The sequence below is a fragment of the Hyphomonas sp. NPDC076881 genome (genome assembly GCF_050269995.1).
Taxonomy (GTDB): domain Bacteria; phylum Pseudomonadota; class Alphaproteobacteria; order Caulobacterales; family Hyphomonadaceae; genus Hyphomonas.
Genome location: NZ_JBNNJJ010000004.1, coordinates 165,951 through 190,274 on the forward strand (window position 1 = coordinate 165,951; position 24,324 = coordinate 190,274).

Here is a 24,324-nt window from a genome sequence, read left to right on the forward strand (position 1 = left end):
ACCTGAAAGGGAAACTCCAAGTGTCCGACATAACCGCGATCGAACAAGAAGCCCTCGCTGCCATCGCGGCGGCGGGCGACCTTGCCGCTCTGGACGCCGTGCGCGTGGCCGAGCTTGGCAAGAAGGGGCGGGTTTCCGCCCTGATGGGCGCCCTTGGCAAGATGAGCCCGGAGGAGCGCAAGGCGCAGGGGCCTCTGCTCAACACCCTCAAGACCCGCGTGGATGAGGCCATCCGTCTGCGCAAGGATGTGCTGGAGAATGCCGCGCTTGAAGCGCGCCTGGTGACCGAACGGGTGGACCTGACGCTTCCCCCCGCGCCCGGCCCCGGCGAAGGCGCACTGCACCCGGTGATGCAGGTGTTCGAGGAAATCGCCGCGATCTTCGGCGATATGGGGTTCACTGTGGCCGAAGGGCCCGACATCGAAGACGACTGGCACAATTTCACCGCGCTGAACTTCCCGCTGGGCCATCCGGCGCGCGAGACGCACGACACCTTCTTCATGAAGGCGCTGGAAGGCGACACACCCAAGGTGCTCCGTACGCATACGAGCCCCGTGCAGGTGCGCACGATGATGGAAGAGAAGCCGCCGATCCGCATTCTGGTGCCCGGCCGCGTTTACCGGAATGACTGGGACGCGACCCATACGCCGATGTTCCACCAGGTCGAAGGCCTGGTGATCGAGAAGGGCATCCATATGGGGCACCTCAAAGGCTGCCTCATCGATTTCGTGAAAGCCTTCTTCGAGGTGGACAATGTGGAGTCGCGTTTCCGGCCCCACTTCTTTCCGTTCACGGAGCCTTCGGCCGAAATGGACGTGAAATATTCCCGCAAGGGCGACGCCATCGAGATTGGCGCGGGCGACCGCTGGATGGAAATCCTTGGCTGCGGCATGGTGCATCCCAATGTGCTGCGCAATTGCGGCATTGATCCGGCCGTGCATCAGGGCTTTGCCTTCGGCATGGGCGTGGACCGTCTCGCCATGCTGAAATACGGCATGCCGGACCTGCGCCCCTATTTCGAAGCCGACCCGCAATGGACCCGCCATTACGGCTTCTCGCCCTGGCTCACACCATCCGTCAGCGGAGGGCTCAGCTGATGCGTTTCTCGCTTTCCTGGTTGAACGATCACCTTGTCACCAAGGCGTCGCTTCAGGACATTCTCGATCTGATGCTCAAGGCCGGCCTTGAGGTCGAAGAGGTTATTGATCCGCGCGAGAAGCTCGCCCCGTTCACGGTCTGCAAGGTGATCGAGGCAACGCCGCATCCGGACGCCGACAAGCTGCGTGTGTGTACGGTGGAGACCATCGACGGGATCAAGCAGATCGTCTGCGGCGCGCCGAATGCGCGCGCCGGCATGACGGCGATCTATGCGCCGCTCGGCACTTTCATTCCGGGGCTCGATTTCGCGCTCGACAAGAAGCCGCGCGCCATTCGCGGCATCGAGAGCCATGGCATGATGTGCTCTTCGCGGGAGCTGGAAACCGGCGATGATCATGACGGGATCATTGATCTGCAGGGAGACTTCAAGGTCGGCACGCCGGCGGCTGAAGCGCTCGGCCAGAGCGACCCGGTGATCGACTTTGAAGTGACGCCCAACCGGCCCGACTGGCTGGGCGTGCAGGGCATTGCGCGCGATCTGGCCGCGGCCGGGGCAGGGCGCTTCCTGCGCAATGATCCCAAGAAGATCAATGGCAGCTATGACTGCCCCATCGACATCAAGCTGGAAGCCCCCGAAGCCTGCCCGATGTTTGCCGGCGCGCTGATCCGGGGTGTCACAAATGGTCCGTCTCCGGACTGGATGCAGGCGCGCCTCAAGGCGGCGGGTCTGCAGCCGAAATCGCTGCTGGTTGATGTGACCAACTATATCTCGCTCGACCGGGCCCGGCCGCTGCACGTCTATGACGCTGCCAGGCTTTCCGGCGCTGTCTTGGCGCGCCTCGGCAAAGCCGGTGAGAAACTGGAAGCGCTGGACGGGAAGACCTATGCGGTCACCGAAGACATGTGCGTTATCGCTGACAATTCCGGCGCCATCGGCCTTGGCGGGGTGATGGGCGGCGTCTCCACAGCGGTGTCGGCAGAGACGGTAGACGTGTTCATCGAAGCAGCCTGGTTCGATCCGCTGCGCACCGCGCGCACCGGCCGCGCTACCGGCATCCATTCGGACGCCCGCTACCGGTTTGAGCGCGGCGTTGATCCGCAAAGCTGCCTGGACGGGCTCAATCTCGCGATTGCGCTGATCCTGGAATATGGCGGCGGTCAGGTGTCGAAGGCAAAGATTGCCGGCTCGATCCCGATCCGTACCCAGAAGGTCACCTTCTATCCTGTCGATGTCGAGCGCCTGACGGGCCTCGTCGTCAAGCCGGCGGAAATGAAGCGTATCCTCAAGGATCTCGAGTTCGATATCGAGGATGCAGGGGACGCCTGGTATCTGATGCCGCCTTCGCACCGGTTCGATATGGAGCAATCGGCCGACATTGTTGAGGAAATCGCCCGCCTGATCGGCTTTGATCAGCTGCCGACCACTTCGCTGCCGCTGCCCGAAGGCGGGCGCCGCGTCATCACCACGCCGCGCCAGGCGCGGGTGGCGATCTCGCGCCGCGTGATGGCGGCGCGCGGCTTTCTCGAAGCGGTCACCTGGAGCTTCATGGCGCGCGAACATGCCGAGCTCTTCGGTAAGACCGAAGACGCCCTCGGCGTAGCCAATCCCGTAGCGAGCGAACTGAACTATATGCGCCCCTCCGCCTTGGGTAACCTTGCCCAGGCCGCGCAGCGCGCCCGCAATCGCGGCGAACGCACGGTGCGCCTGTTCGAAGCTGGCCCGGTCTATCTCGGCGATGGCCCCAAAGATCAGCGTACGGTGGTTGCCGGACTGGTGCTGCCGGCGGCCGAGCGCCACTGGCAGGGCAAGGCTGCGCCTTATGATGCGTATGCGGCCAAGGCTGATCTTTTCGCGCTCCTCGCCGCGCTTGGCCAGCCGGGCGACCGGTTCCAGGTGTCGGCCCCGACCCAGCCGCACTGGCATCCGGGGCAGGCTGCCAGCCTGAAGCTCGGCCCGAAGATGACGGTCGCCAATTTCGGCGCGCTGCATCCCGGCGTGCTGAAAGCGCTGGATGTGGAAGGCCCGGTCTATGCGTTTGAGCTCAATCTCAACGCCCTGCCGGTGATGAAGGTGAAGGCGACCAAGACCAAGCCCGTGCTGGAACGCGCCGAGCTGACGCCGATCCGCCGCGACCTGGCTTTCCTGGTCGATGCGGGCGTGGCGGCCGGCGAAATCGTGCGTCACGCCCAGTCTGCCGAGAAGCAGCTGATCACCTCCGTAGACGTGTTTGACGTCTATCAGGGGCAGGGCGTTGCCGAGGGCAAGAAATCGGTGGCCATCGAGATTACCCTTCAGCCGAAGGAAGCCCTCAAGGACGAGCAGATCCAGCAGGTGATGGAGCGGATTGTTGCTTCCGTCGCCAAGGGAACGGGCGGTGTGCTAAGAGGCTGACAGAAACAGCAAGGGGACGGCTGGGATGGGACTGAAACGGCGGCTTTATGAGGCATTAGCGCCCGAGGCGCGCCGGACGGGTCTATCGCTTACCAATGCCTGCATTGTCGGGCTGGTGATCCTCAGCTTCCTCTTCCTGGCGCTGGAGACCGAGCCGACCCTGCAGGTGCCGGGCTGGCAGCGCGTGTTCCATGTGTTCAATGTCACGGTGATCTGCATCTTCGCGCTGGAATATGTTGCCCGGGTGTGGAGCGCGGGCATTGATCCGGCCTATCGCGGGTTTCGCGGGCGTCTGCGTTTCATGGCGCAATTCTATTCGATTGCCGACCTGCTGGCCTTTCTGCCGGAGCTGATCCTGATGGCGATGGGTTCGGGCATGTCGCTGCTGGTGCTGCGCGTGCTGCGCCTGGCGCGTCTGATCAAGATTGCGCGCTTCATTCCTGCCTTTGAAGCGCTGGGCGCGGCCGTGCGGCGGGCAAGCTCGCTGCTTCTCACCTCGCTGGCCCTGGCGGTGACGCTGGTTTATGTGGCTGCCGTGCTGCTCTATTTTGTCGAGGGCATCGGCGGAAACCAGCAGGAAGCCTTTGCGTCCATTCCGCGCGCCATCTGGTGGTCTGTGGCCACACTGACGACGGTGGGCTATGGCGATGTCTATCCGGTGACCCCGCTTGGCCGCTTCTGCGCCGGCATTATTGCGATTGCGGGGATCGGGGTTGTGGCGCTGCCGGCGGGTGTTTTCGCCAGCGCCTTTTCCGACGAGCTGCGCGAGCGGGAGCTCTCCAGCCTGCGGAGCGAACTGGAACAGACTAGGGCGGATGCTGCCGCGGAGAAATCGAATGACTAAACCAGAGACCGCCATGAGTGTTGCCATTGCAGGCGTCGCCGGGCGTATGGGGCGCCAGCTGGCGGCCGTTTCGATTGACCGGGGCATCCCTATCCGGGGCGGCACCGAAGTTGCTGCCGCCAACGCCTATGGCGAGGATATCGGCCTTCTTGCCGGGCGGCGCGCGATCGGGATCAAACCTGTGGCGACCGTGGCAGGCGCCGCCGAGGCGGCTGGGGCGTGGATTGATTTTACCCGCCCGGAAGCCACGCTTTCCGCGCTGCCGGCGCTGGAAGCGACAACGGTGCGCGCTGTGGTGATCGGCACAACGGGCTTCTCTGCGGCTGAAGAGGACGCCATCCGGGCGGCATCTTCGCGCTTTGCGATTGTGAAGGCGGGTAATTTCTCCATCGGGGTGAACCTGCTCGAAGCGCTCACCCGCCTTGCCGCCGGCCGTCTGGGCACGGATTGGGATATCGAAGTGCTGGAAACCCATCACCGCATGAAGGCGGATGCGCCCTCGGGCACGGCGCTGATGCTGGGCGCGGCGGCGGCAGAGGGCAGGGGCGCGCCGCTGAGCGCGCTGCGGGCGCCGCCTTATGACGGGCCGGAAGCCCGGCGCGAAACCGGCAAGATCGGTTTTGCCGTGCGCCGCGCCGGCGGCGTGATCGGGGAACACGAGGTGATCTTCGGCTCCGAAAAGGAGCTGATCCGGCTTTCCCATACGGCACTTGATCGCTCTGTCTTCGCCGAAGGCGCCTTGCATGCAGCGATCTGGGCAGCGGCGCAGGCACCCGGCCTTTACGACATGAACGATGTGTTGGGTCTGGGCCACACCGGCTGAGGAAAGCACCGCATCTTCAGCCGAATGCGCCTTGACGCGGCGCAGCATCGTGACAACGTGACGTTAGTTTAACGTTCAGGGTTGCATCCCAGTAGCGGAATGATCGGCATTGTTGTTGTCAGCCATGGAAGATTGGCCCACGAGCTCGTCGCGGCAGCGGAGCACGTCGTGGGCCGCCTTTGGCGTGCGCGGGCTGTTTCCATCGATTCAGATGACGATCTCGATCAGAAGCGCGAGCAGATCCTGGCGGCGGTCAAAGCCTGCGATGATGGCCATGGCGTGGTCGTGCTGACGGATATGTTCGGCGGCACGCCGTCCAATCTCGTCCTGTCCATTCGGGGCAATGTGCCGATGGAGATCGTGTCGGGGGCCAACCTGCCGATGCTGATCAAGCTGGCCGAAGTGCGCGAAGTTCTGAGCCTGGACGAGTCCGCTCACGCCGCCGCAGAAGGCGGGCGGAAATATGTCACCATCGCCTCCGAGCTGCTTGCCAGGCTGCCTTGATGTCGAGTTCGGTTCCCACTGCCTCTGCCCGCGCTACCATTGTCAATCGCAAGGGCCTTCATGCGCGGGCTTCGGCAAAGCTTGCCAAGCTTGCCGCCGAATATGATGCCAAGGTGATCGTGCGCCATGAAGGCGAGCAGGCCGATGCCCGCTCGATCATGGATCTGCTGATGCTGGTGGCCCATACCGGCTGCGAGATCGAGCTGACCGCGAGCGGTCCCCAGGCTCAGGAGGCGGTGGAAGCCATCGCCGCGCTGGTCGCCGATGGCTTCGGAGAGCGGGACGGGGGCTGAGCCGCCCGCCGCCCACCTGTAGATCAGGCTGCCTTGCTGCGCTTGGCCTTGCGAACTTCAAACTTGTTGAGCGCGTGCAGATAGGCCTTGGCGCTGGCAACCAGCGTGTCGGGGTCTGACGAGCGGCCGGTGGCCATGATGCCATCGCCGTTCAGCCGTACAGAGACGGTTGCCTGCGCGTCCGTGCCGCCGGTAACGGCATGTACCTGATAGAGTTCCAGGATCGCCTGATGCGGCACCAGCTGGCGGATGGCATTGAACACAGCGTCTACCGGACCATTGCCGCGCGCGATGGAATATTGCTCCACCCCGTCGATCACGAGATCGATTTCTGCCGTCTGCGGACCTTCCGTGCCGGCCACGACGCGCAGGCGCTTGAAGCCGATGCGCTCGCCTTCGGCGGCCAGCTGCTCATCCACCAGCGCGATAATATCATCATCGAACACATGTTTCTTGCGGTCAGCGAGATCCTTGAAGCGCTTGAAAGCGTCGTTCAGGGCTTCGCCTTCGAGGAAATAACCCATGGATTCCAGCTTGTCGCGGAAGGCATTGCGGCCCGACAGCTTGCCCATCACCAGCGAGGTCTTGGCCACGCCGACATCTTCGGGCTTCATGATCTCATAGGTTTCGGAGTTCTTCAGCATGCCATCCTGATGGATGCCGCTTTCATGCGCGAAGGCATTCTTGCCGACGATGGCCTTGTTGTACTGCACCGGGAAACCGGTGATGCGGCTGACCATCGCAGAGGCCCGGGCCAGATAGCTTGAATTGATGTTGCACTCGTAGGGCAGGGTGTCGCCGCGCACCTTCATGGCCATCACGATTTCTTCAAGCGCCGCGTTGCCTGCGCGCTCACCCAGGCCATTGATGGTGCATTCGATCTGCCGCACGCCATTGGAGAGGCCAGCCAGCGAGTTGGCAACGGCCAGGCCGAGATCATTGTGGCAGTGGGCCGACCAGATCACCTTGTCGGAGTTGGGGATGTTTTCGATCAGCCTGCGGATCAAAGCGCCATATTCTTCCGGGTGCGAATAGCCCACCGTATCGGGCACGTTGATCGTAGTAGCGCCCGAGGCAATCGCTGCGTCGATACATTTGCAGAGGAAGTCGAACTCGGTGCGGGTCGCGTCTTCCGCGCTCCATTCCACGTCATCCACCAGGTTGCGGGCCTGCGCCACGGAACGGCCAACGGCTTCCAGAACGGCATTCGGCCCCATCTTCAGCTTGTGCTTCATGTGCACGGGGCTGGTGGAGATGAAGGTGTGGATGCGCGGGCGGGCCGCCTTGCGGACGGCTTCGGCGCAGCGGTCAATGTCGGCCGGGGTGGAGCGGGAAAGGCCGCAGATGACGGCGTTCTTCGACTGGGCCGCCACGGCGCTGACAGCGGCAAAGTCACCCTCCGAAGCGGCGGGGAAGCCGGCTTCGATGATGTCGACGCCCATGTCTTCCAGCAGGGTTGCCAGTTCGAGCTTCTCGTTATGCGTCATCGACGCGCCGGGCGATTGCTCGCCATCGCGCATGGTGGTGTCAAAAATGAATACGCGGGGTTTCTTTGCGGATTTCGCAGCTTGGTCTTGGGAGGTCATGGTTTTGCGTCGCTCAGCGGGATGTCGGGAAAAAAGCGGTTCTTTTCGAATGTCCCCTGGCCGCGCGACCGCCCTCAGACTCGGGCGTCGGTCCCCGGCCAGGGGCCGGTAAGCAGGCTAAGAAGGGGCAGAACTTTGCGCATGGCCACTCTAATCACCGGCCTCAGCGGCCCTGTCAACCGGTGAGGCTGTCTCATTCGCAATAATTTGCCGCGCGCGAGCCGCCCGGCGCCGGAAATAGACATATCCGCCGGCATAAACGGCGACGGCTGCCAGTGCAGTCAGGACCGCGATCCCCAGATTGCCCTGAAGCGCGGCCAGAACGCTGCGGCCGGCAAAGGCCACCAGCGCGATCTTCGGAAGGACGCCGATGCCCATGCCAATCCAGAAATCGCGGAATTTGGCGCTGCTGACGCCGAAAGCCATGTTCACCAGCAGAAACGGCCCGGTGGGCACATTGCGCACGATCGCGCTCGTCACCAGCGCATTGCGCCCGACAAAGCGCGACAGCCTCTGCGCGCTGGCGCCGGCATAGCGGCGGAAGGCCTGTTCCCCCGCTGCCCGGCCCACCCAGAAGGTCAGCGCGCCCGAAATCATGTTGGCGATCCAGGAATAGCCTGCCCCATACCAGGGGCCAAACACCGCGACGGCTGTTGCGATCAGGGCAAATTGCGGAATGCCGGCAAAGGCCGCCAGGCAGAATACGGCGATCACGGCCACCAGCCCCCACGGGCTTTCGCTGAGCGTGGCCATCCAGCCGGTCACCGTATCGGCATCAGGCAGCAGACCAGCCCTTCCGGCCACAAACACCCCCGCAATCCCCAGCAGAAGCGCAAGCCCCAGAAGGATCGCGCGCCGCGAAGCTGCCGGAGCGCTGGAAGGAAGGTTGGTCTCGCTCATCGCGTTCTCGTGCGCCGAAAGCCCGGAAGCGTCAATCTGGACGGGGCAGGGCGTTATGCATTGGCCAGAAAGGTGTCGCTCATCGCCCACAGCTTCTCGGCGCGGGCGTCGTCGCTGATCCAGTCGCGGGCATGCTCATAGCGCTGGCTTGCCGGTGTGGCGGCCTTGGCAATGTCGCAGTCTTCGCAATAGACCCCGCCTTTACCCTCCAGCATGGGAGAGGTGGCCGCCCAGACGGTGGTGGAGGCGCCCTGCTCGGGCGTCTTGAACGAGGCTTTGATCCTCTCGGGCAGCGTGCCATCGGGGTTTTTCCAACCGAGCACGACCATTTCCTCATCCGGCAGGTGGCGCTGAAGATTGGTGAAGATGCCCCCCGGATGCACCGAGAAGGCGCGAATGCCGTTGCCCCGCTCGCGCAGGTCCACGCCAAGGGCAAACAGGGCGTTGGAGGATTTGGATTGTCCGTAGGCTTCCCATTTGTCGTATTTGCGGGACTGGTAGTTCGGATCCTCCCAGATCACGTCCGACAGGATATGCCCGGTTGAGGATAGCGCCACCACGCGCGCGCCATTGGCAGCGCGCAGCGAGGGCAGCAGTCCTTGATACAGGCCGAAATGGCCAAGATGATTGGTGCCGAACTGGCTTTCCCAGCCGGCCCCGATGCGGGCGAGGGGGCAGGCCATGATCCCGGCATTGTTGATCAGCAGGTGCAGCTTCGGCGTGGCGGCCACATGTTCCTGCGCAAACCGGCGCACGCTTGCCAAGTCGGCAAGGTCCATGGCGGCAACGGTGACGCCGCTGATCCCTGCCAGCGCCGCCTGCGCGGCCTCAGGCCGCCGGGCAGGCACGGTCACCTTCGCTCCGGCTTCTGCCAGCGCGCGGACAGTCTCCAGCCCGATGCCGGAATAGCCCCCGGTCACGACGGCGTTTTTGCCGGCAAGGCCGATGTCCGCGACGACTTCCCTGGCCGTGCTCTTGGCGTGAAAATCTGAGCCGAGGGGTATCTGATCACTTGCCGCCATTGCGGTTTCTCCCTTATTTTTTGTGTGTTGCGGCGATGGTAGACCCGCCTTGGGCAGGGGGCTACTGCAATCTGTCTGCCGGCCTGCCCCAGCCTTGCCCAATTCTGCCGCTAAACCCTCACACAAGGAAAAGGAGACCCGATCGATGAAAAAGGTTCTCATGATGCTCGGCGCTGTCCTCATGACGGCTGCCATCACCCTGCCGGCAAGCGCGCAGGGCACGGCGGGGCGTGTCGAGCGTACCCAGGCCGAACTCGCCATGGAGAAGGCAGAAACAGACTTTACCAAGCTCAAGGAATCTCGCGAGACGGCGAAAACCAAGTGCGCGGCCCGTGAATATCAGGCCTGCTATGAACTCGCCGAGCTGGAACGCAAGGGCCTTGGCGGCTCGCAGGATCTCGCAGCGGCGGCCAAGAACTACAAGAAAGTCTGCGATGCCAAGGATGGCCGCGGTTGCGCGGGCCTTGCCTATCTGACGGTGCAGGGCCGGGGCGTGAAGGCAAACCTCACCGAGGGCCGCCGCCTCTACAAGGCTTCCTGTGATCTGGGCGAAGTCAGCGGCTGCGCGGCCTGGGGCAACATGGCCTTCACCGGCACCGGCGGCCCGAAAGACGTTCAGGGCGGCACCCGCGCCCTGCAGGAGGCCTGCCAGAAAGACTATGCCTGGGCGTGCGAGCGCATCCAGACCCTGGGCGCGTTCGATCCCAATGACGCTTCGCAGCAGCGCCTGCGTCAGATCGAGAAGAACAAGAACTAGCCGGCGGTGCCGGTGGGCATTGTCCCCGGCGCTTCCGTCAGCACGCTGAGAACCTTCGCCCGTTCGATATGGGCGGGCGAACGTTCCGGCGCGATCAGCAGATCGCCGTCAATCACCGCATTGCCCTCCACCCGCATGGACGGGGCAAAGATGGAGCCTTCAATCCGGGCGCCGGCACTGACTTCGATCCGGCGCGCCGCAGCGACCTCTCCGATCAGGGCGCCCGCCAGCACGATCTCTGCCGCGCTGATCCGGCCTTTGATCTTTCCTGTGGCCTCAACCACCAGCGCGCCCTGGCAGTGGACGTCCCCCACAACCTCACCGGCCAGTGTCATATCGCCGATGACACGGCATCCGGCCGCGATAACATTGTTCGGGCCGGCCGGGGCAGAGGGCTTGGCGGGTGAGGGCGGCGGCGCCGCTCTGCCTTTGTCTTCTGCCATTCTGCGTCTCCCTGAATAGGCCTGCCGATGAGGTTCCATCATGACCAAGATGATCCAGAACGGGACACTTCACCAAGGCCCGGCGCGATGAATCTGCGCCTGCGCCTTATGTCCGTGCTGGTCACCCCCTGTCTGCTTGCATCCTGCGGGCCAAGTGGGGCCCCAGTGGAGGAGGCGATACGCCCTCTGCTGGCGCCGGGCGCGGAAGGCATCGATCTCTCCCACCATAATGGCGCGGTGGATTGGCCGCGCCTTTCCGCCACCCATCTCTCCTTCGTGTATCTCAAGGCCACCGAAGGAGAGAGCCATGTCGATACGCAGTTTCAGGCCAACTGGCAGAGCGCGCTGCGCCATCACTGGCAGACCGGCGCCTACCATTTCTACCTTCTCTGCCAGGATGGCGGGCGGCAGGCGGTGAATTTCATCCGCCAGGTCGAGGTGCGCAGCGACACGCTACCCCCGGCGGTCGATCTGGAACATGCTCACAATTGTGCGCCGCGCGCGGGCCGGGCCGAAACGCTGGCAGACCTGAAACGGTTTCTGGCAGGCCTTGAAGAGGAATACGGCGCCGTGCCGGTGATCTACACCACCCCAGCCTTTCATGCCGAATGGCTGGCGGGGGAGGGGTTTGACCGCCACCCGCTCTGGGTGCGGTCGCTGGATGGCCCGCCGCGCCTGACCCATGCCATCTGGCAGTATTCGATGAAGGGCCGCGTGCCGGGCGTGGCCGGCAATGTCGATCTCAATCGCGCCGCCGAGTGATCAGCCCAGCCCGACCAGCCCGCGGATTTCCGAGGTGAACAGCGAGACCAGCGCGCCGGCTGAAAACCAGAGGAAATTGCTCGCCCAGGCAAACTTCGCAGGCTTGGTATGTTCCTCCAGCGCCTGCTGGATCATCGCCTTGGTCACGGTGAAGGTTTCTTCGCCGGTATCCGCGTCAAGGCCCTGCGCCCGCATGCGCCCCAGCCGGACAAGGCGCTCGAGCGTGGCCTCATAGAGCTTGCTGCCCCGCCCGGTTATCTGGCCGGCAATGAACGCCGCCAAAAGACCAAACACCAGCGCCAGCACGACATCAACCAGGCTCATCCTGACATATCCCCCAATTTCCACTCATCAGACACCCGTGCTACATCCATTGCCATGATGATGCACGGGGGGCGAGATTATCATGCTCAACTGGTTCTCGAAAGGCAAAGGGCGTGAAGCCCCAGCGGCTGCCAGCAAGGAGCATTGGCGGCAGGTCATCGGAGACCTTGAATACCTCCAGAAGGTGCATGCGCGCTCTCATCCCTGGCTTGCAGGCATGGAACCGGGCGCCACCGACGCCGACTTTACCGAGCAGTTTCTCGTCCACTTCCACCAGTCCATGACGGCGGCGGGCATCACCAGCCTGCCTCTGGACGCCTGGCGGAAGGAAATGGAGCCCGGCTTCCGCGCCCGCCCGTTCAGCCGGTATGAAGATCCGCTCACGCATTTCTGGCTTCAGCAGATGCAGGGGCAATTGGAACAGTCCTGCCAGCGCCTGAAGATCGGCCTGCCCAAACAGCCCGTATTCGGCAGCCTGCAGACCGGGCGTGTCAACGGCGTTGCCGCCGATGTCGACAATCCGTCCTATTACCTGATCCTGATCGATGACGGCATCATGGGTTTTGCCAACCTCCTGTCCAAGGTCGCCGCCGTCAGCTTCCCGGTTACCCAGGCAGAAGATGGCAATCTCAACTTTGCCACCGACCGGGACAGCGTGGTCCGCCAGCGCCTGCAATCGCCTGAAACGGGTATGCGCTTCTTTGATCTGCTCACGGCCTATGCCGTTCAGGGCGCGCCCCATGCCGCCCAGTCCTATCTGATGACCACCCATCACACCCATCTGGTGGGCGTGTTCCGCGATGCGATGGAGTTTTTCATCTTCGGGCATGAGTATGGCCATTGCGCAGCCGGCCATCTTCAGGGCGCCCCCCGGATGTCGCTTTCCATGGCCGCAGAGGGAAGCGGGGAGGGCGGCGAGATAGAGCTGCGCATGCCGGAAAGCTGGGAAAAGGAGCTTGAGGCGGATTATATCGGCCTGGCGCTGGCCATGGATGTCATGCGCGCGCGCGGCTACAGCCCCAACCTTTCCTATGCCGGGATCGAGCTTGTCTTCACGGGTGTCGATTATATGCAGCGTACACTGAGCATTCTCGAGCATGGTGCCGAGCAGGAGCGCCTGCTGGATACCCATCCGCCTGCCCTGATCCGCCGCGAGGCCATGCGCCAGAACGCGCTGGGGCTGCTGGGCGAGGAAACCGGCAGCGTTGCCGGGGATCTTGCCGATATCATCAACGACACTCTCGAATATCACTGGCGCGCCGTGGCGCCGGCGCTTGCGCGGATGCATGCCGATGGCTACCGGCCCCATGCGCGCTGGTTGCAGAAGGCCCAGTAAGGCCCGAAGGGTCAGATCAGTTGCTTGCCCATGCGCAGGCCGGGCACATCAATGCCGCCGGCAGATGCGCTGATGATCGGTTCGATCTCTTCATACCCGCAGGCGCGGTATAGCGGCTCGCCCGCCAGCGTCGCCATCAGCTCCACCCTGTGGAAGCCAGCTTCCCGTGCAGCCTGTTCGCAGATCGATAGCATAAGCCGGCCAAGGCCGCGGCGGGTGAAATCCGGATGGGTATACATCGCGCGGATACGGGCAGCGTCCGTCCCGATACGGAGGAGAGCGGCATTGCGCTGCGCGGTGGAATGATCGCCGCCATAAAGCGTCGCCCGGCGGCTCCAGCCGCCGGAGGCGGCCAGCCTGCCGCTTTCTGCGTCATGGATCAGGAAATAGGTGCCGTCCGCAATCAGCGTCCGGTCCAGCCCCATGATGGACCGTGACACGGCGATCTGCTCCGGGCTCAGAAAGCCTTTCTGCAGTTCGCCGATGGCCACGTCCATCAGGGCGGCGATCTCCGCCTCGTCGGCCGGCACCGCAAGGCGGTGGGTGAAGCCGGATGGAGGCGAAGACCTGTCAGCCATATGCGGCGAGGGCCCTAGTTGCGGCTCTTGTCCACGAGGCGGTCATTCTGCGCCCAGTGCATCATGCCGCGCAGTTTCTCGCCCACTTCCTCGATCGGGTGGCTGCTCATGCGCTGGCGCATGGCGTGGAAGCCCGGCGCGCCGGCCTGGTTTTCCAGAACCCAGTTACGGGCAAAGGTGCCGTTCTGGATGTCTTCGAGAACCTTCTTCATCTCCGCCTTCGTCGCGCTGTTCACAACGCGCGGGCCGGTGACATATTCTCCGTACTCGGCCGTGTTGGAGATCGAATAGTTCATGTTGGCGATGCCGCCTTCATAGATCAGATCGACGATCAGCTTGGTCTCGTGGAGGCATTCGAAATAGGCCATTTCCGGCGCGTAGCCAGCTTCAACGAGGGTTTCGTAACCTGCCTTGATCAGCTCGACGATGCCGCCGCAGAGCACGGCCTGTTCGCCGAAGAGGTCGGTTTCGGTCTCTTCACGGAAGGAGGTTTCGATCACGCCGGCGCGGGTGTTGCCGATGGCTTTGGAGTAGGAGAGGGCAACGGCCTGGGCGGTGCCGGTGGCGTCCTGGTGGATGGCGATCAGGCCCGGCAGGCCAAAGCCCATCTGGTACTGGTTGCGCAGTGTGTGGCCCGGGCCCTTGGGCGCCGAAAGCGACACGTCCACATCCTTCCGGGGGCGGATCAGGTTATAGTGGATGTTGAAGCCGTGGCCGAACATCAGGTGCTGGCCAGCGCGCAGGTGCGGCTCGATCTCGTTGGCAAACAGAACGGCCTGCTTCTCGTCGGGAACGAGGATCATCAGCACATCGGCCCATTTGGCCGCTTCGGTAACGGTGACCACTTCCAGGCCTGCCGCTTCAGCTTTCTTGCGCGAGGCGGAGCCTTCCTGCAGCGCCACCTTGATCTGCTTCACGCCGGAATCTTTCAGGTTCAGCGCATGGGCGTGGCCCTGGCTGCCATAGCCGACCACGGCGACTTTCAGTTTCTGGATCAGCGAGATGTCCGCGTCTTTTTCGTAATAGATCTTCATGTGCTTGCTAAAGCTCCGGTGGATGAAAGTTGAGGGAGGGGGGATTGTCAGGTCAAACGGCGTCGCAGCTCCAGTCGCCACTGAAATTGGCGACACCGATGACAAGATTGTTGAGACGGGTAACCGCATCCTCCGCGCCGGCAAGGCGCGAGAAATTCAGGGTGCGATCCCCCATATTGATACGTGTAATGATGTCTTGGCTGTCCACGATCAGGCGCATGCTGCGCGACCCATCCGGGTTTGCCGTCACCACTTCGCGCGGGCCATAGCTGGCAGGCGGGGCGGCGGCGAGGCCTGCTGCGGCCTCTTTCACCTTGACGGCCACGTCCATCGGCAGCGCCGTGCGCAGCTTGCAGGCCGGCGCCCTGGCCGCGCCTGCGCCCGGCACAGACCGCGCCTCCAGCAGTTGATAGGGGCCTTCCTCGATCACATAATAGACATAGGCTGCGCCGCTGGCAGACTGGGTGTCGATGATCCGCAGCCAGGCTTCCGGCGCCGCGCCGAAGAGGCCTTCGCCGCTGCCGGCAATCCCGGCGGCCCGAGCCATATCGCAGTCAAGCCGTTCCTGGTCGTTCGTCGCCGGAGCACACGGCGCTGCCTGCGCCGCTGCCATCAGGGGCAGGGCGGTCAGCGTCAGGGCTGCCAGGACCAGGCGAAGGGTCATCAGCCCTTTTCCTTCCCGCGCTTGATCGAAAGGACGCCTGTACGGCTCACCTCAACCAGGCCCAGAGGCCGCATCAGGTCCACAAACTGGGTCAGCTTGTCGGACGCGCCGGTCACTTCGAAAATGAAGCTCTCATTCGTTGTGTCGATGACATGCGCGCGGAAAATCTCGCCGATGCGCAGTGCTTCGACGCGCTTCTCGCCGGTGCCCGCCACCTTCACCAGCGCCAGCTCCCGCTCGATGCCGCGCTTGGAGTTGGTGATGTCGATAACTTCCGCCACCGGAACAAGCCGCAGCAGCTGCGCCTCGATCTGTTCCAGAATGTGCGCGGTGCCCTGCGTGACAATGGTAATGCGCGAGCGGTGCTGGTTGGCGTCCACCTCGGCCACGGTGAGGGAGTCGATATTGTATCCGCGTCCGGAGAACAGGCCCACCACGCGCGCCAATACGCCCGGCTCGTTGTCCACGATCACCGCCAGTGTGCGGCGTTCGACTTCCTCATCCTCATGCGAGAGGAAATAGGCAGATTTCGGCGCAGGGCCGGGCGGGATGGTGCCATCGCTCATTGGGGGCGCTCCGGAATAGTGTTGCTGGCAAAGCCGCGATCAAGAACCACGTTCGGCCGCCGGGTCAGCAGCTTGCCGCGAAGTATGGCGGACTGCTCCCTGGCCTTGGCGCGGTTTTCCTTTGACCGGTCATCATAACGCTCGACGATTTCGTCAAGGCGGCGGGGATCAAGATGTGCCTGCAGTTCGGAAACCAGCAGGCGGCGGCATTCGTCGATGAAGTCCCCGCACTCTTCTGAGGGCGGGCCATTCTCGCGTGTGGTTGCTTCCACTTCGCGATAGGCAAACATCAGCGCGTCAAGGATCGGCGGGCGCGAGCCGCGATAGGCGCCTTCCTTCTCCACGCCCTTTCCATCGGGGTCGATGTTCGGGAAGAACATCCGCCCCCGGTCCACCAGGGTAGACAAGAGGATCAGCATATTGGTCTTGGCTGCCATGAAGGCGGCTTCATTGGCGTGCATGTGGCGGGTGCGCACGAACGCCGCGCAGCGCGCCATCGTGTCGATTGCGGCGGCGCCCCAGTCGAGGCTTGCCGCATCGATGCTCTGGCGCAGGCGTTCGGTGGCCAGCTTGCGCTGCTTGCGGGTCTCCCCGCGGGCGATCACCGCGCTCACCACAGCCACGATGGCAGAGAGAATGCCGATGAAGATCTCGGCATTCCCTTTAAGCCATTCAAAGATGCTTGCAGCGTCCATGAGTGTTCCGTGTGTCCGGGGTCCGGTCGCAGACCGTCAGACCAGCCTGCGGCCAGCCTCTCCGATCTCGTTACCCGTTATTTCACCGAGAATCATCTGATTGTGCGCTGATCCCGACGGAATCATCGGCAGACAGTTTTCCGCCCGCTCCACCCGGCAGTCGAACAGCACCGGTCCGGGATGGTTCACCATCTCCAGAATCTTCGCGTCCAGCTCTGCCGGATCGTCACAGCGGATGCCATGGGCGCCCAGCGCGTCGGCCAGCTTCACAAAGTCCGGCAGGCTTTCCGAATAGGAATGGGAATAGCGCTCCCCATGCAGCAATTCCTGCCACTGGCGCACCATGCCCATCCATTCATTGTTGAGGATGAACACTTTCACCGGCAGCTTGTGCTGAACGGCCGTGGAAAGCTCCTGCATCATCATCTGGATCGAGGCTTCCCCCGCAATGTCGATGACAAGGGCGCCGGGATGGGCCGCCTGCACGCCGACAGCGGCGGGAAGGCCGTAGCCCATCGTACCCAGCCCGCCGGACGTCATCCAGCGATTGGGTTCCTCGAAATGATAGAACTGCGCCGCCCACATCTGGTGCTGGCCCACTTCGGTGGTGATGTAGGTGTCCCGGTCCCTGGTCAGCTCATAAAGGCGCTCGACCGCATATTGCGGTTTGATCACCTCATTGGAGCCCTTGTAGGCAAAGCAGCGGCGCTCACGCCAGGTATCGATCTGCTCCTTCCAGGCCGAAAGGTCGGGCAGTTTCGCCTTGCGTGCCTTCAGCTCCTTCAGGATCGCTTCCAGCGCCTCTGCGCAGTCAGCCAGCACCGGCACATCCACCCGCACGATCTTGTTGATCGAGGAAGCGTCGATATCGATGTGAACCTTCTTGGACTTGGGCGAGAACGCATCCACCCGGCCGGTCACCCGGTCGTCAAACCGCGCGCCCACGCAGATCATCAGGTCGCAGTCATGCATCGCATTGTTGGCTTCAAAGCTGCCATGCATGCCCACCATGCCCAGCCAGTCCGGGCTGGAGGCGGGGAAGGCGCCCAGGCCCATCAGGGTGGAGGTCACCGGAAAGCCCGTCGCCGCCTGAAGCTCCCGCAGCAGCTTTGCCGCGCGCGGGCCGGAATTGATCACCCCGCCGCCGGTATAGAAGATCGGCCGCCAGGATTTGGTCATCAGATCGACCACGGCCTTGATCGCCTCGGGCGCGGGCTCGGTCTGGGGCACATAGGTCTGCTTCAGAATGCCCGCCTTGCCGATATAGGGACCGGTGGCAAACTGGATGTCCTTGGGAATATCGATCACGACCGGGCCGGGCCGGCCATTTGTGGCGATGTAGAACGCCTCATGGATCGTCCGCGCCAGCTGGTTCACATCCGTGACCAGATAGTTGTGCTTGGCGCAGGTGCGGGTGATGCCGGTGGTGTCGCATTCCTGGAAGGCATCTGTGCCGATCAGATGCGTCGGCACCTGGCCGGTGATGACGACCATGGGGATCGAATCCATCATCGCATCGGTGATCGGGGTCACCATATTCGTCGCGCCGGGGCCGGAGGTGACCAGCGCCACGCCGCATTTGCCGGTGGAGCGGGCATAGCCTTCGGCGGCATGGCCTGCGCCCTGTTCATGGCGCACCAGAATATGGCGGATCTCATCCTGCCCGTAGAGCGCATCATAAATCGGTAGCACCGCGCCGCCGGGATAGCCGAACATCACCGATACGCCCTGCTCCCGAAGGGCCTCCACGATGATCTGCGCGCCGGTCATCATGCGCGGGGTGGAGATTTCTGCCGTGTCAGCGGCGGGCTTGGCCTTCGTCTTGGTGGTCATGGGCTTCAGCTTCCGGGAGGGGGTTTTCTGCGTAGGGTTAAAAGAGGGATCGGCCAAAAGAAAAAGGGCCTCCGGAGGAAGCCCTTTTGTGCGCGCACCCGCAACTGCCTGATCGAAGGGCAGCTACGGGCACTTAAGGATTACTACGTTTCTGACGCGCACTTTGCGTTTCCTCAATTCTGGGAGCTCAGGCATAATCTTCCGTGTTGGCCGTGTCAATCTCACGATAGAGGGCAAAAATAACCCTCATGCGGTCCCCGATTTCGGGGGAAGGGATGCGCGGCCAGAAGGGAAATTGCCGCCCGATCCAGGTAAATTGTCTTTTAGCATAACGTCTTGTGTCGCGTTTGGCGTTCTCGGCTGCCTCCTCGGCGCTGATCTCGCCGCGCACGAAGGCGGCAATCCAGGGCATGCCATGGGCTTTCATCGCCGGCAGTTCCGGGTCAAGATCGCGTGAAACCAGCGCGTGGGCCTCGGCCATGGCGCCCTGCATCAGCATCCCTTCAAACCGGCGGTCGATCTTCTTGTAGAGGGCCGCGCGCGGCGGGGTGAGGGCATAGCCTACCCATTCGCCATCCTTCAGCACGGGCGGCTGGCGCTCGGTCTGGAAATCGCTGAGGGGCCGCCCGGTTGCCAGCCACACTTCATAGGCCCGCGCCAGGCGCTGCTTGTCACCGGTGCCCAGCCGCTCTGCCAGCTCCGGATCATGCGGGGCAAGGCGCGCCCGCAACCCGTCAGCGCCCTCGGTGTCGGAAATCTGCTTCACCTCGGCGCGGATGTCGTCGGGCACCGGCGGGATGTCGGAAAGCCCCTGCGTGAGGGCGAGCAGGTAGAGCCCAGTGCCGCCCACGATCACCGCATGCTTGTTCTGGCGCTGCAATTTCTTCAGCACGCCCCGTGCCGCCTCCAGCCATTCGCCGGTCGAATAGCGCGCCGCCGCGTCCACATAGCCAAACAGATGATGCGGCACGCCGTCCATCTCTTCCTCGGTCGGGCGGGCAGAAATTACCTGCAGGTCACGGTAAACCTGCATCGAATCGGCATTGATTACCTCTCCGCCCAGCTTGCGGGCGACTTCTATTGCAAGGGCGGTTTTTCCGCTGGCCGTCGGGCCGTGTATCAGGATGGCAGGGTGCATCTGGTACAACTAAGGACTTGCGGGCCTTGAGGAAAGCCACCTAGAGACGGCGAGCTTTCAAGAGGGCCTCCGGCATGAAGATGGATTGGGTTCTGGTGGCCGCCGCCAGCGCGGCAGATGTCCGCCTCCCGGCACTCGCCGCCTCCGCCGTCAAGGCGGCTGGCGGGGAGGCGGGCGAATGGACCTCCCTGGCTGACGGGGCTCCCTTCCATGCCGGTTTCCTGCCTTTCGCCGCCAGCGGGGAAGGGGCCGCAGCGCTGCGCCGCCAGATCGAAGCGGCTGGCCCGGTCGATGCGGCCATCATGCCGGCGGGCCGGTTCGGCCGCAAACGGCTCCTCATCTCCGATATGGACTCCACCATCATCGGCCAGGAATGCATCGACGAGATCGCTGACGCCGTGGGTCTGAAAGCCAAGATCTCCGAAATCACCGAACGCGCCATGCGCGGCGAGCTGGATTTCGAAGCGGCCCTGACAGAGCGCGTCTCGATGCTGAAAGGCCTCCCGCTCAGCGCCCTGACGCGCACCTTGGAAGAACGCATCACCCTCAATCCCGGCGCCCGCACACTGATCGCCACCATGAAGGCCCATGGCGCCCGCACGCTGCTCGTCTCCGGCGGCTTTACCTATTTCACCTCCCGCGTCGCTGAACTCGCAGGCTTTGAAAGCCATCAGGGCAACACGCTGATGGATGACGGCGCGGCTCTCACCGGCGAAGTGGGCCGGCCCATCCTTGGCCGCGAAGCCAAGCGCGCCGCCCTGATTGAGGCCGTCGCGGCGCTCGGCGCCACCCCGGAAGACGCGATCGCCATGGGGGACGGGGCCAATGATCTGGATATGATCCGCGCCTCCGGCCTCGGCATCGCCTATAAGGCAAAACCCGTTGTCGCCGCCGAAGCCACCGGCGCCATCCGCCATACGGACTTGACGGCCGCCCTCTTCTTCCAAGGATACAAGGTGTCCGAATTTGTCCGGAGATGACCGGAAATGTCCAAGATCCGTACCCGCCTTTTCCAGTCCTGGTTCCGTCTCAGCCGCCCGATGACACTCGGCGTGCGCGCGGCGGTGGAGAATGAGGCCGGGCATGTCTTCCTGGTGCGCCACACTTACATACGGGGCTGGTTCATGCCCGGCGGCGGTATCGAGCGGGGCGAGCCGGCGCTGGACGCGCTTCAGCGCGAACTGGTCGAGGAAGCGGGCGTGAAACTCGTCACAGAGCCCCGGCTCGTCAGTGTCTATTCAAACCATCACAACTTTCCCAACGATCACGTCCTCTTCTACCGGGTGCCCTGGGGCAGTTGGGAGCCGGTAGAGGCCACCTCGCGCGGTGAGATCGCAGAGACCGTCTGGGTCAACCCGGCCGCCCCGCCAGAGGGGATCACCAATGGCACGCGCCTGCGGCTGGAAGAACTCTATGGCGGCCTGCCGGTCTCGCCCTACTGGGCGCCCCCTACCTGATAGGCGCCGCCGCGAACGCTGACGGACGCAAGCCTGCCGTCTGCCGCAAAGCGCTCCCAGGCGGGCTTCAGGCTCTGCCAGAAAGCGGCATGTTCGCTGGCTGAATGCGCGGCCAGGTTCGCCTGCGTCATCGGGAAGGGGAAGATGTGAACCTTCACTTCGCTCTGTCCGCCTTCATACGCTGCCTGCATCAGCGTCCAGATTTCCTCGATCACCGGATCGGTCATCGCAAAACAGCCCACCGAGACACATGATCCGTGTACCATCAGGAAACTTCCCGTGCGCCCATTTGCCCGGTCGAAGGCGTTGGGATAGCCGAGGTTGAAGGAGAGGTGAAAGCTGGAGGCCGGGTTCATCTGGCCGGGCCTCACCGTATAGAACCCCTCCGGCGCCTGCAGATCGCCCTCGCGCATCTTCGGGCCAAGGCCCCCAGACATCGCGCAGACCGGCCAGGTCCGGTAGGGCTGGAACCGGCCGTCTGTGTCCTGAACATAGGCGGTCAGCTCGGCAGGCTGCTTGGTGATCTGCAGAAAAACCGGGCTGCCAAGGGCAAGGCCCTTTTCGGCCAGCGCGGCCTTCACGCCGCTCGCCTGCGCCTCATATGCCGCGCGGGAGCGGGCCGTCTGCGGCACAGCTTCGGCATGGGCAAACGCAAACAGCGCGGGCAGGCAGAGGAAGGCGAGCATCGCGAGCAGGATCGCGATGATGTTGGGTTGCGGGCGGCGGCGATAGGTCGGGCGGCGCTGGGTCATGGCCCATCCAGCTTCACCCCGATTGTGGCTGAAGCCGGGCGCCTTCGCGGAGGCCCCGGGATTTTTGGTTAAAAGACCGAAAGGCAGGCGTTAATGCGCCGTTAAGAATTGCGGCGCAATCTGGGCACATGTCGGGTTCACCCCTCCCGCCATACATGATGACGACCCTGCAAATCGGCGGCCCGCACTCTCCCGCGCATAAGCCCGCCCATCGACGTCGGCGCCGGTCTGCTTTCCCAGACCGGCGTTTTCGTGTTCAGCGCTGGCTGCCCTTGATGGCTTTGACATATTGCATGCCGGTGAGCAGGGAGAGGGCGGCTGCCACCCAGAGGCCGAGCACCAGCGCCCCGGTTGCCAGCGTGCTCCAATGCAGCCCGGCCCCGCCCGCCGGGGCTTCCGGCATCGGCCACAGCGCCAGCGGCAGCATCAGCCCGGTGATCGCCATCATCTCTGCCGCCGTTTTCCATTTCGCCAGCCTTGAGGGGGCGACGATGCCAGCCGCTTCCGGCCGCGTGCGCAGCCAGGTCATGAACACGTCCCGCGCCAGGATCAGCGCGGCGGGGACGTAGATCAGCCAGGTTTTCAGCGCGAGGGCGAGCGCGATCAGCGCGGCCCCCACCAGCAGCTTGTCGGCGATGGGGTCAAGCCAGACGCCAAACCGGCTTTCCGCCTTGAAGGCGCGCGCGGCCCAGCCATCCAGGAAATCCGTCAGCATGCCCGAGATGAAGGCCAGCAGGCCGAACTGATGCCACAGCTGCTGGAAGGTGGCGTAGCGCTGGCGCTCCAGCCCCGTCACCCCGGCATCGGCCAGCAGCGGCTCGAGGCCTGACGCCTTGAAGGCAGCAAATAGAACCAGCGCCGCAAACACGCAGCGGGAAATCGTCAGGGCGTTGGGGATCCAGGCAAACATGGCGCTCCGTCTGCCAGCCCGCGCGCCTTGCGGCAATGGCGCCCGTTCACTGTTTCAGGCGCAGGTCGGAGATGGAGCGGGCAATCGAGCGGTAAACCTCGATCAGCTCCTCGCCATTGTCGGCGCTGAAGGCGTGGCTGGGGGAAGTGGCGCAATATTCCAGAATGGTGCGCCCGTCGCCGGTGCGCTGCACGCCGGAGGGCACCTGAAAGCCAACAGTATAAATCTGGATCCGGCGGGTGGAGGCTTTCATCGCGTCACACAGATCCATCGACTGGCGAAACGAGTCCTTGGTGGCGGTGGGGTGCTGAATGTTGAACTCGCCATCGGTCATCAGGATCACCGCTTTGGAGGTCTGCGGCTCCCGGTAGGGCAGGGGCGCGGAGGCCTCCGGCCAGATGCCGGCCCATTCCGGCGAAACCAGATACCAGCCCCAGGCTATGCCCAGATGACCCGCCGTGCCGCCTTCCGCGATCAGGCCGTTCACATGCGCCTTGAGGGCGGTTTTGTCCTCGGTCAGCGGCACGGGGCCAGAGGGCATGCAGGTGCCGTGGCGCCCTTCATAGGCGCCCACGCCATAGCCGGTTGCGTTCTGGTTTTCCACATTCTGCCAGCCATCATATTTGCTGGTGCTGCTGGCAGAGAAGTTCCAGCGCGGATTGCCCGCGCCGATCCAGGCGCCAGCGCCAGGCGCCGCATCGGTGGCGGCCTGCGTGCCCGTGCGTTCATGCACGCAGCGGTCGCTGAGCCCGGTATCGGCAAAGAAACGGCGTTGGGTATTCCAGGTCCAGGTCGAATTGCGCCCGCAGCTCCAGCTCGAACAGGTGCCGGCCTGATAATAGAAAAAGCGCCGCCCGCTGTCCTGATCGATCATCCGCTTGGTGTTGTGGCTGTTATAGCGGCTCTGGGCGGTGGAATTTGATCCGTCAGCGGATAGGGTAACCATCTCGGTCACCTGGCTGATATAGGGCCCGGCATTCAGCGAGTGATTATAGCTGGCGATGGCCAGGCGCACCGTGCCGTCCCGCTCCCGGCTATCGGGCAGCAGTTCGTCGATGGCCGCCCCCGCTGCCGTCTTCAGCTGCGCCAGCCGGTTATAGCTGTTCATTGATCCGGATACGTCGAATATGAACGCAACGTCCAGCTTGCCGACCCCATAGGTGGAGGTGGAGTTGACAGTGAACTCCAGCTTGTCGTGGCCGATCAGGCTGGAAATGTAGGTCACCTGTTCGCAGTGTACCGAGCCATGGATGTCGAAATTGGCCTCGTCGAAACTGACGGCCACCGGATCGCAGGTAAGGCCCCCGCCCTGATCGTCGAACAGCGCCTGCGCGTACGCCTGCACATCGCTCGTCACTTCGGCAGGCGTGTTGCCGGCCTGCCGGCCCAGCGCGCCGGCCAGCACGGCGGAATCCAGCGCTGCCTGAACCTTCGATTTCTGGCGCACCGTGTTCTGAAGATCGACGGCAATGCCCGCCATGGCAATGATGCAGGGGATCACAAAAGCCGCGATCATCGCCACATTCCCGCCCTCGGCGCGCGCAAGCGCGTGAAGGCGGGAAATCGGGCGGGAAGGGCGCATCTCTAGATCATTGCTCTGCAGGCAGAAGGGT

Annotated in this window: 26 protein-coding genes; 11 read left to right on the top strand and 15 right to left on the bottom strand. The window is 63.7% G+C overall.

The features are described from left to right. Positions 1 to 20 precede the first annotated feature (20 nt). From pheS to ACQKI2_RS06180, 6 genes are all read left to right on the top strand, one after another. Positions 21 to 1,097, top strand: a complete 1,077-nt coding sequence (pheS, locus tag ACQKI2_RS06155) for a phenylalanine--tRNA ligase subunit alpha (RefSeq protein WP_114104749.1) — start codon at positions 21 to 23, stop codon at positions 1,095 to 1,097. Further along, positions 1,097 to 3,490, top strand: a complete 2,394-nt coding sequence (gene pheT, locus ACQKI2_RS06160) for a phenylalanine--tRNA ligase subunit beta (RefSeq protein ID WP_427378822.1) — start codon at positions 1,097 to 1,099, stop codon at positions 3,488 to 3,490. Before pheS ends, pheT begins: the two co-directional genes overlap by 1 nt. Positions 3,491 to 3,515: 25 nt before the next feature. Continuing rightward, on the top strand, positions 3,516 to 4,334 hold the full coding sequence (locus ACQKI2_RS06165) for an ion transporter (RefSeq protein WP_427378824.1): 819 nt from the start codon (positions 3,516 to 3,518) through the stop codon (positions 4,332 to 4,334). After that, positions 4,327 to 5,157, top strand: coding sequence for a 4-hydroxy-tetrahydrodipicolinate reductase (dapB, locus tag ACQKI2_RS06170; protein WP_427378826.1), 831 nt, complete (start codon positions 4,327 to 4,329; stop codon positions 5,155 to 5,157). The genes ACQKI2_RS06165 and dapB overlap by 8 nt, the downstream gene beginning before the upstream one ends. Before the next feature lie 99 nt (positions 5,158 to 5,256). Continuing rightward, positions 5,257 to 5,661, top strand: coding sequence for a PTS sugar transporter subunit IIA (locus ACQKI2_RS06175; protein ID WP_035593812.1), 405 nt, complete (start codon positions 5,257 to 5,259; stop codon positions 5,659 to 5,661). Beyond that, the gene (locus tag ACQKI2_RS06180) at positions 5,661 to 5,954 is read left to right on the top strand and encodes an HPr family phosphocarrier protein (RefSeq protein ID WP_427378827.1); all 294 of its coding nucleotides are present in this window, start codon (positions 5,661 to 5,663) and stop codon (positions 5,952 to 5,954) included. The genes ACQKI2_RS06175 and ACQKI2_RS06180 overlap by 1 nt, the downstream gene beginning before the upstream one ends. Before the next feature lie 23 nt (positions 5,955 to 5,977). Here the strand turns inward: ACQKI2_RS06180 and ACQKI2_RS06185 are convergent, their stop codons facing one another. The 3 genes from ACQKI2_RS06185 to ACQKI2_RS06195 form a co-directional block, all read right to left on the bottom strand. Next, entirely contained in the window at positions 5,978 to 7,540 is a 1,563-nt protein-coding gene (locus ACQKI2_RS06185) for a 2-isopropylmalate synthase (RefSeq protein ID WP_427378828.1), read from the bottom strand. Positions 7,541 to 7,690: 150 nt separating this feature from the next. Then, positions 7,691 to 8,440, bottom strand: coding sequence for a TVP38/TMEM64 family protein (locus ACQKI2_RS06190; protein ID WP_427378829.1), 750 nt, complete (start codon positions 8,438 to 8,440; stop codon positions 7,691 to 7,693). Between the two features lie 53 nt (positions 8,441 to 8,493). Then, on the bottom strand, positions 8,494 to 9,462 hold the full coding sequence (locus tag ACQKI2_RS06195) for an oxidoreductase (RefSeq protein ID WP_427378830.1): 969 nt from the start codon (positions 9,460 to 9,462) through the stop codon (positions 8,494 to 8,496). A 145-nt stretch (positions 9,463 to 9,607) separates the two neighbouring features. Here ACQKI2_RS06195 and ACQKI2_RS06200 point away from each other — a divergent pair, with 145 nt between their 5' ends. Continuing rightward, a complete protein-coding gene (locus tag ACQKI2_RS06200) occupies positions 9,608 to 10,219 on the top strand; it encodes a tetratricopeptide repeat protein (RefSeq protein WP_427378831.1) in 612 nt (203 codons plus the stop codon). On the opposite strand, the gene ACQKI2_RS06205 is transcribed toward ACQKI2_RS06200, so the two are convergent. Then, positions 10,216 to 10,662, bottom strand: a complete 447-nt coding sequence (locus ACQKI2_RS06205) for a bactofilin family protein (RefSeq protein ID WP_427378832.1) — start codon at positions 10,660 to 10,662, stop codon at positions 10,216 to 10,218. The two genes, ACQKI2_RS06200 and ACQKI2_RS06205, sit on opposite strands and share 4 nt — an antisense overlap. Positions 10,663 to 10,827: 165 nt before the next feature. Between ACQKI2_RS06205 and ACQKI2_RS06210 the strand changes: the two genes are divergently transcribed. Continuing rightward, positions 10,828 to 11,424, top strand: coding sequence for a GH25 family lysozyme (locus ACQKI2_RS06210; protein WP_427378833.1), 597 nt, complete (start codon positions 10,828 to 10,830; stop codon positions 11,422 to 11,424). On the opposite strand, the gene ACQKI2_RS06215 is transcribed toward ACQKI2_RS06210, so the two are convergent. Next, the gene (locus tag ACQKI2_RS06215; RefSeq protein ID WP_427378834.1) at positions 11,425 to 11,748 is read right to left on the bottom strand and encodes a hypothetical protein; all 324 of its coding nucleotides are present in this window, start codon (positions 11,746 to 11,748) and stop codon (positions 11,425 to 11,427) included. An 82-nt stretch (positions 11,749 to 11,830) separates the two neighbouring features. Between ACQKI2_RS06215 and ACQKI2_RS06220 the strand changes: the two genes are divergently transcribed. Further along, positions 11,831 to 13,084 carry a hypothetical protein gene (locus ACQKI2_RS06220; protein WP_427378835.1) on the top strand — a complete coding sequence of 418 codons (1,254 nt, stop codon included), beginning with the start codon at positions 11,831 to 11,833 and terminating at the stop codon, positions 13,082 to 13,084. 11 nt (positions 13,085 to 13,095) lie between these two features. On the opposite strand, the gene ACQKI2_RS06225 is transcribed toward ACQKI2_RS06220, so the two are convergent. The 7 genes from ACQKI2_RS06225 to miaA all read right to left on the bottom strand — a co-directional run bounded on the left by ACQKI2_RS06225 (position 13,096) and on the right by miaA (position 19,592). After that, positions 13,096 to 13,662 carry a GNAT family N-acetyltransferase gene (locus tag ACQKI2_RS06225; protein WP_427378836.1) on the bottom strand — a complete coding sequence of 189 codons (567 nt, stop codon included), beginning with the start codon at positions 13,660 to 13,662 and terminating at the stop codon, positions 13,096 to 13,098. Between the two features lie 14 nt (positions 13,663 to 13,676). Further along, positions 13,677 to 14,696, bottom strand: coding sequence for a ketol-acid reductoisomerase (gene ilvC, locus ACQKI2_RS06230; RefSeq protein WP_114104753.1), 1,020 nt, complete (start codon positions 14,694 to 14,696; stop codon positions 13,677 to 13,679). A 52-nt stretch (positions 14,697 to 14,748) separates the two neighbouring features. Then, positions 14,749 to 15,360 carry a hypothetical protein gene (locus ACQKI2_RS06235; RefSeq protein ID WP_427378837.1) on the bottom strand — a complete coding sequence of 204 codons (612 nt, stop codon included), beginning with the start codon at positions 15,358 to 15,360 and terminating at the stop codon, positions 14,749 to 14,751. Further along, complete coding sequence (ilvN, locus tag ACQKI2_RS06240) at positions 15,360 to 15,926, bottom strand: acetolactate synthase small subunit (RefSeq protein ID WP_427378838.1); 567 nt, start codon at positions 15,924 to 15,926, stop codon at positions 15,360 to 15,362. The genes ACQKI2_RS06235 and ilvN overlap by 1 nt, the downstream gene beginning before the upstream one ends. Next, positions 15,923 to 16,621, bottom strand: a complete 699-nt coding sequence (locus tag ACQKI2_RS06245; protein ID WP_427378839.1) for a hypothetical protein — start codon at positions 16,619 to 16,621, stop codon at positions 15,923 to 15,925. Before ACQKI2_RS06245 ends, ilvN begins: the two co-directional genes overlap by 4 nt. Before the next feature lie 36 nt (positions 16,622 to 16,657). Further along, entirely contained in the window at positions 16,658 to 18,454 is a 1,797-nt protein-coding gene (locus ACQKI2_RS06250) for an acetolactate synthase 3 large subunit (RefSeq protein ID WP_427378840.1), read from the bottom strand. A gap of 187 nt (positions 18,455 to 18,641) precedes the next feature. Continuing rightward, positions 18,642 to 19,592 (bottom strand): tRNA (adenosine(37)-N6)-dimethylallyltransferase MiaA, encoded by a 951-nt coding sequence (miaA, locus tag ACQKI2_RS06255; RefSeq protein WP_427378841.1) that lies wholly within the window; start codon positions 19,590 to 19,592, stop codon positions 18,642 to 18,644. A gap of 80 nt (positions 19,593 to 19,672) precedes the next feature. Between miaA and serB the strand changes: the two genes are divergently transcribed. Then, positions 19,673 to 20,572, top strand: a complete 900-nt coding sequence (gene serB / locus ACQKI2_RS06260) for a phosphoserine phosphatase SerB (RefSeq protein ID WP_427378944.1) — start codon at positions 19,673 to 19,675, stop codon at positions 20,570 to 20,572. 6 nt (positions 20,573 to 20,578) lie between these two features. Then, complete coding sequence (locus ACQKI2_RS06265) at positions 20,579 to 21,049, top strand: NUDIX domain-containing protein (RefSeq protein WP_427378842.1); 471 nt, start codon at positions 20,579 to 20,581, stop codon at positions 21,047 to 21,049. On the opposite strand, the gene ACQKI2_RS06270 is transcribed toward ACQKI2_RS06265, so the two are convergent. The 3 genes from ACQKI2_RS06270 to ACQKI2_RS06280 form a co-directional block, all read right to left on the bottom strand. After that, complete coding sequence (locus tag ACQKI2_RS06270) at positions 21,028 to 21,801, bottom strand: L,D-transpeptidase family protein (protein ID WP_427378843.1); 774 nt, start codon at positions 21,799 to 21,801, stop codon at positions 21,028 to 21,030. The two genes, ACQKI2_RS06265 and ACQKI2_RS06270, sit on opposite strands and share 22 nt — an antisense overlap. A 256-nt stretch (positions 21,802 to 22,057) precedes the next feature. Then, a complete protein-coding gene (gene pgsA, locus ACQKI2_RS06275) occupies positions 22,058 to 22,711 on the bottom strand; it encodes a CDP-diacylglycerol--glycerol-3-phosphate 3-phosphatidyltransferase (RefSeq protein ID WP_427378844.1) in 654 nt (217 codons plus the stop codon). A gap of 46 nt (positions 22,712 to 22,757) precedes the next feature. Next, entirely contained in the window at positions 22,758 to 24,293 is a 1,536-nt protein-coding gene (locus ACQKI2_RS06280) for a pilus assembly protein TadG-related protein (RefSeq protein ID WP_427378845.1), read from the bottom strand. Positions 24,294 to 24,324 lie beyond the last annotated feature (31 nt).

Bases quoted from the DNA above. Each gene is read 5' to 3' on its own strand.
- ilvC (WP_114104753.1), bottom strand. From the start codon at position 14,696: ATGAAGATCTATTACGAAAAAGACGCGGACATCTCGCTGATCCAGAAA.
- ACQKI2_RS06250 (WP_427378840.1), bottom strand. From the start codon at position 18,454: ATGACCACCAAGACGAAGGCCAAGCCCGCCGCTGACACGGCAGAAATC.
- ACQKI2_RS06185 (WP_427378828.1), bottom strand. From the start codon at position 7,540: ATGACCTCCCAAGACCAAGCTGCGAAATCCGCAAAGAAACCCCGCGTA.
- ACQKI2_RS06195 (WP_427378830.1), bottom strand. From the start codon at position 9,462: ATGGCGGCAAGTGATCAGATACCCCTCGGCTCAGATTTTCACGCCAAG.
- ACQKI2_RS06180 (WP_427378827.1), top strand. From the start codon at position 5,661: ATGTCGAGTTCGGTTCCCACTGCCTCTGCCCGCGCTACCATTGTCAAT.
- ACQKI2_RS06200 (WP_427378831.1), top strand. From the start codon at position 9,608: ATGAAAAAGGTTCTCATGATGCTCGGCGCTGTCCTCATGACGGCTGCC.
- ACQKI2_RS06235 (WP_427378837.1), bottom strand. From the start codon at position 15,360: ATGACCCTTCGCCTGGTCCTGGCAGCCCTGACGCTGACCGCCCTGCCC.
- dapB (WP_427378826.1), top strand. From the start codon at position 4,327: ATGACTAAACCAGAGACCGCCATGAGTGTTGCCATTGCAGGCGTCGCC.
- miaA (WP_427378841.1), bottom strand. From the start codon at position 19,592: ATGCACCCTGCCATCCTGATACACGGCCCGACGGCCAGCGGAAAAACC.
- ACQKI2_RS06175 (WP_035593812.1), top strand. From the start codon at position 5,257: ATGATCGGCATTGTTGTTGTCAGCCATGGAAGATTGGCCCACGAGCTC.
- serB (WP_427378944.1), top strand. From the start codon at position 19,673: ATGGATTGGGTTCTGGTGGCCGCCGCCAGCGCGGCAGATGTCCGCCTC.
- ACQKI2_RS06270 (WP_427378843.1), bottom strand. From the start codon at position 21,801: ATGACCCAGCGCCGCCCGACCTATCGCCGCCGCCCGCAACCCAACATC.
- ACQKI2_RS06245 (WP_427378839.1), bottom strand. From the start codon at position 16,621: ATGGACGCTGCAAGCATCTTTGAATGGCTTAAAGGGAATGCCGAGATC.
- ilvN (WP_427378838.1), bottom strand. From the start codon at position 15,926: ATGAGCGATGGCACCATCCCGCCCGGCCCTGCGCCGAAATCTGCCTAT.
- ACQKI2_RS06165 (WP_427378824.1), top strand. From the start codon at position 3,516: ATGGGACTGAAACGGCGGCTTTATGAGGCATTAGCGCCCGAGGCGCGC.
- ACQKI2_RS06190 (WP_427378829.1), bottom strand. From the start codon at position 8,440: ATGAGCGAGACCAACCTTCCTTCCAGCGCTCCGGCAGCTTCGCGGCGC.
- ACQKI2_RS06215 (WP_427378834.1), bottom strand. From the start codon at position 11,748: ATGAGCCTGGTTGATGTCGTGCTGGCGCTGGTGTTTGGTCTTTTGGCG.
- pheT (WP_427378822.1), top strand. From the start codon at position 1,097: ATGCGTTTCTCGCTTTCCTGGTTGAACGATCACCTTGTCACCAAGGCG.
- ACQKI2_RS06220 (WP_427378835.1), top strand. From the start codon at position 11,831: ATGCTCAACTGGTTCTCGAAAGGCAAAGGGCGTGAAGCCCCAGCGGCT.
- pgsA (WP_427378844.1), bottom strand. From the start codon at position 22,711: ATGTTTGCCTGGATCCCCAACGCCCTGACGATTTCCCGCTGCGTGTTT.
- ACQKI2_RS06280 (WP_427378845.1), bottom strand. From the start codon at position 24,293: ATGCGCCCTTCCCGCCCGATTTCCCGCCTTCACGCGCTTGCGCGCGCC.
- ACQKI2_RS06205 (WP_427378832.1), bottom strand. From the start codon at position 10,662: ATGGCAGAAGACAAAGGCAGAGCGGCGCCGCCGCCCTCACCCGCCAAG.
- ACQKI2_RS06225 (WP_427378836.1), bottom strand. From the start codon at position 13,662: ATGGCTGACAGGTCTTCGCCTCCATCCGGCTTCACCCACCGCCTTGCG.
- ACQKI2_RS06265 (WP_427378842.1), top strand. From the start codon at position 20,579: ATGTCCAAGATCCGTACCCGCCTTTTCCAGTCCTGGTTCCGTCTCAGC.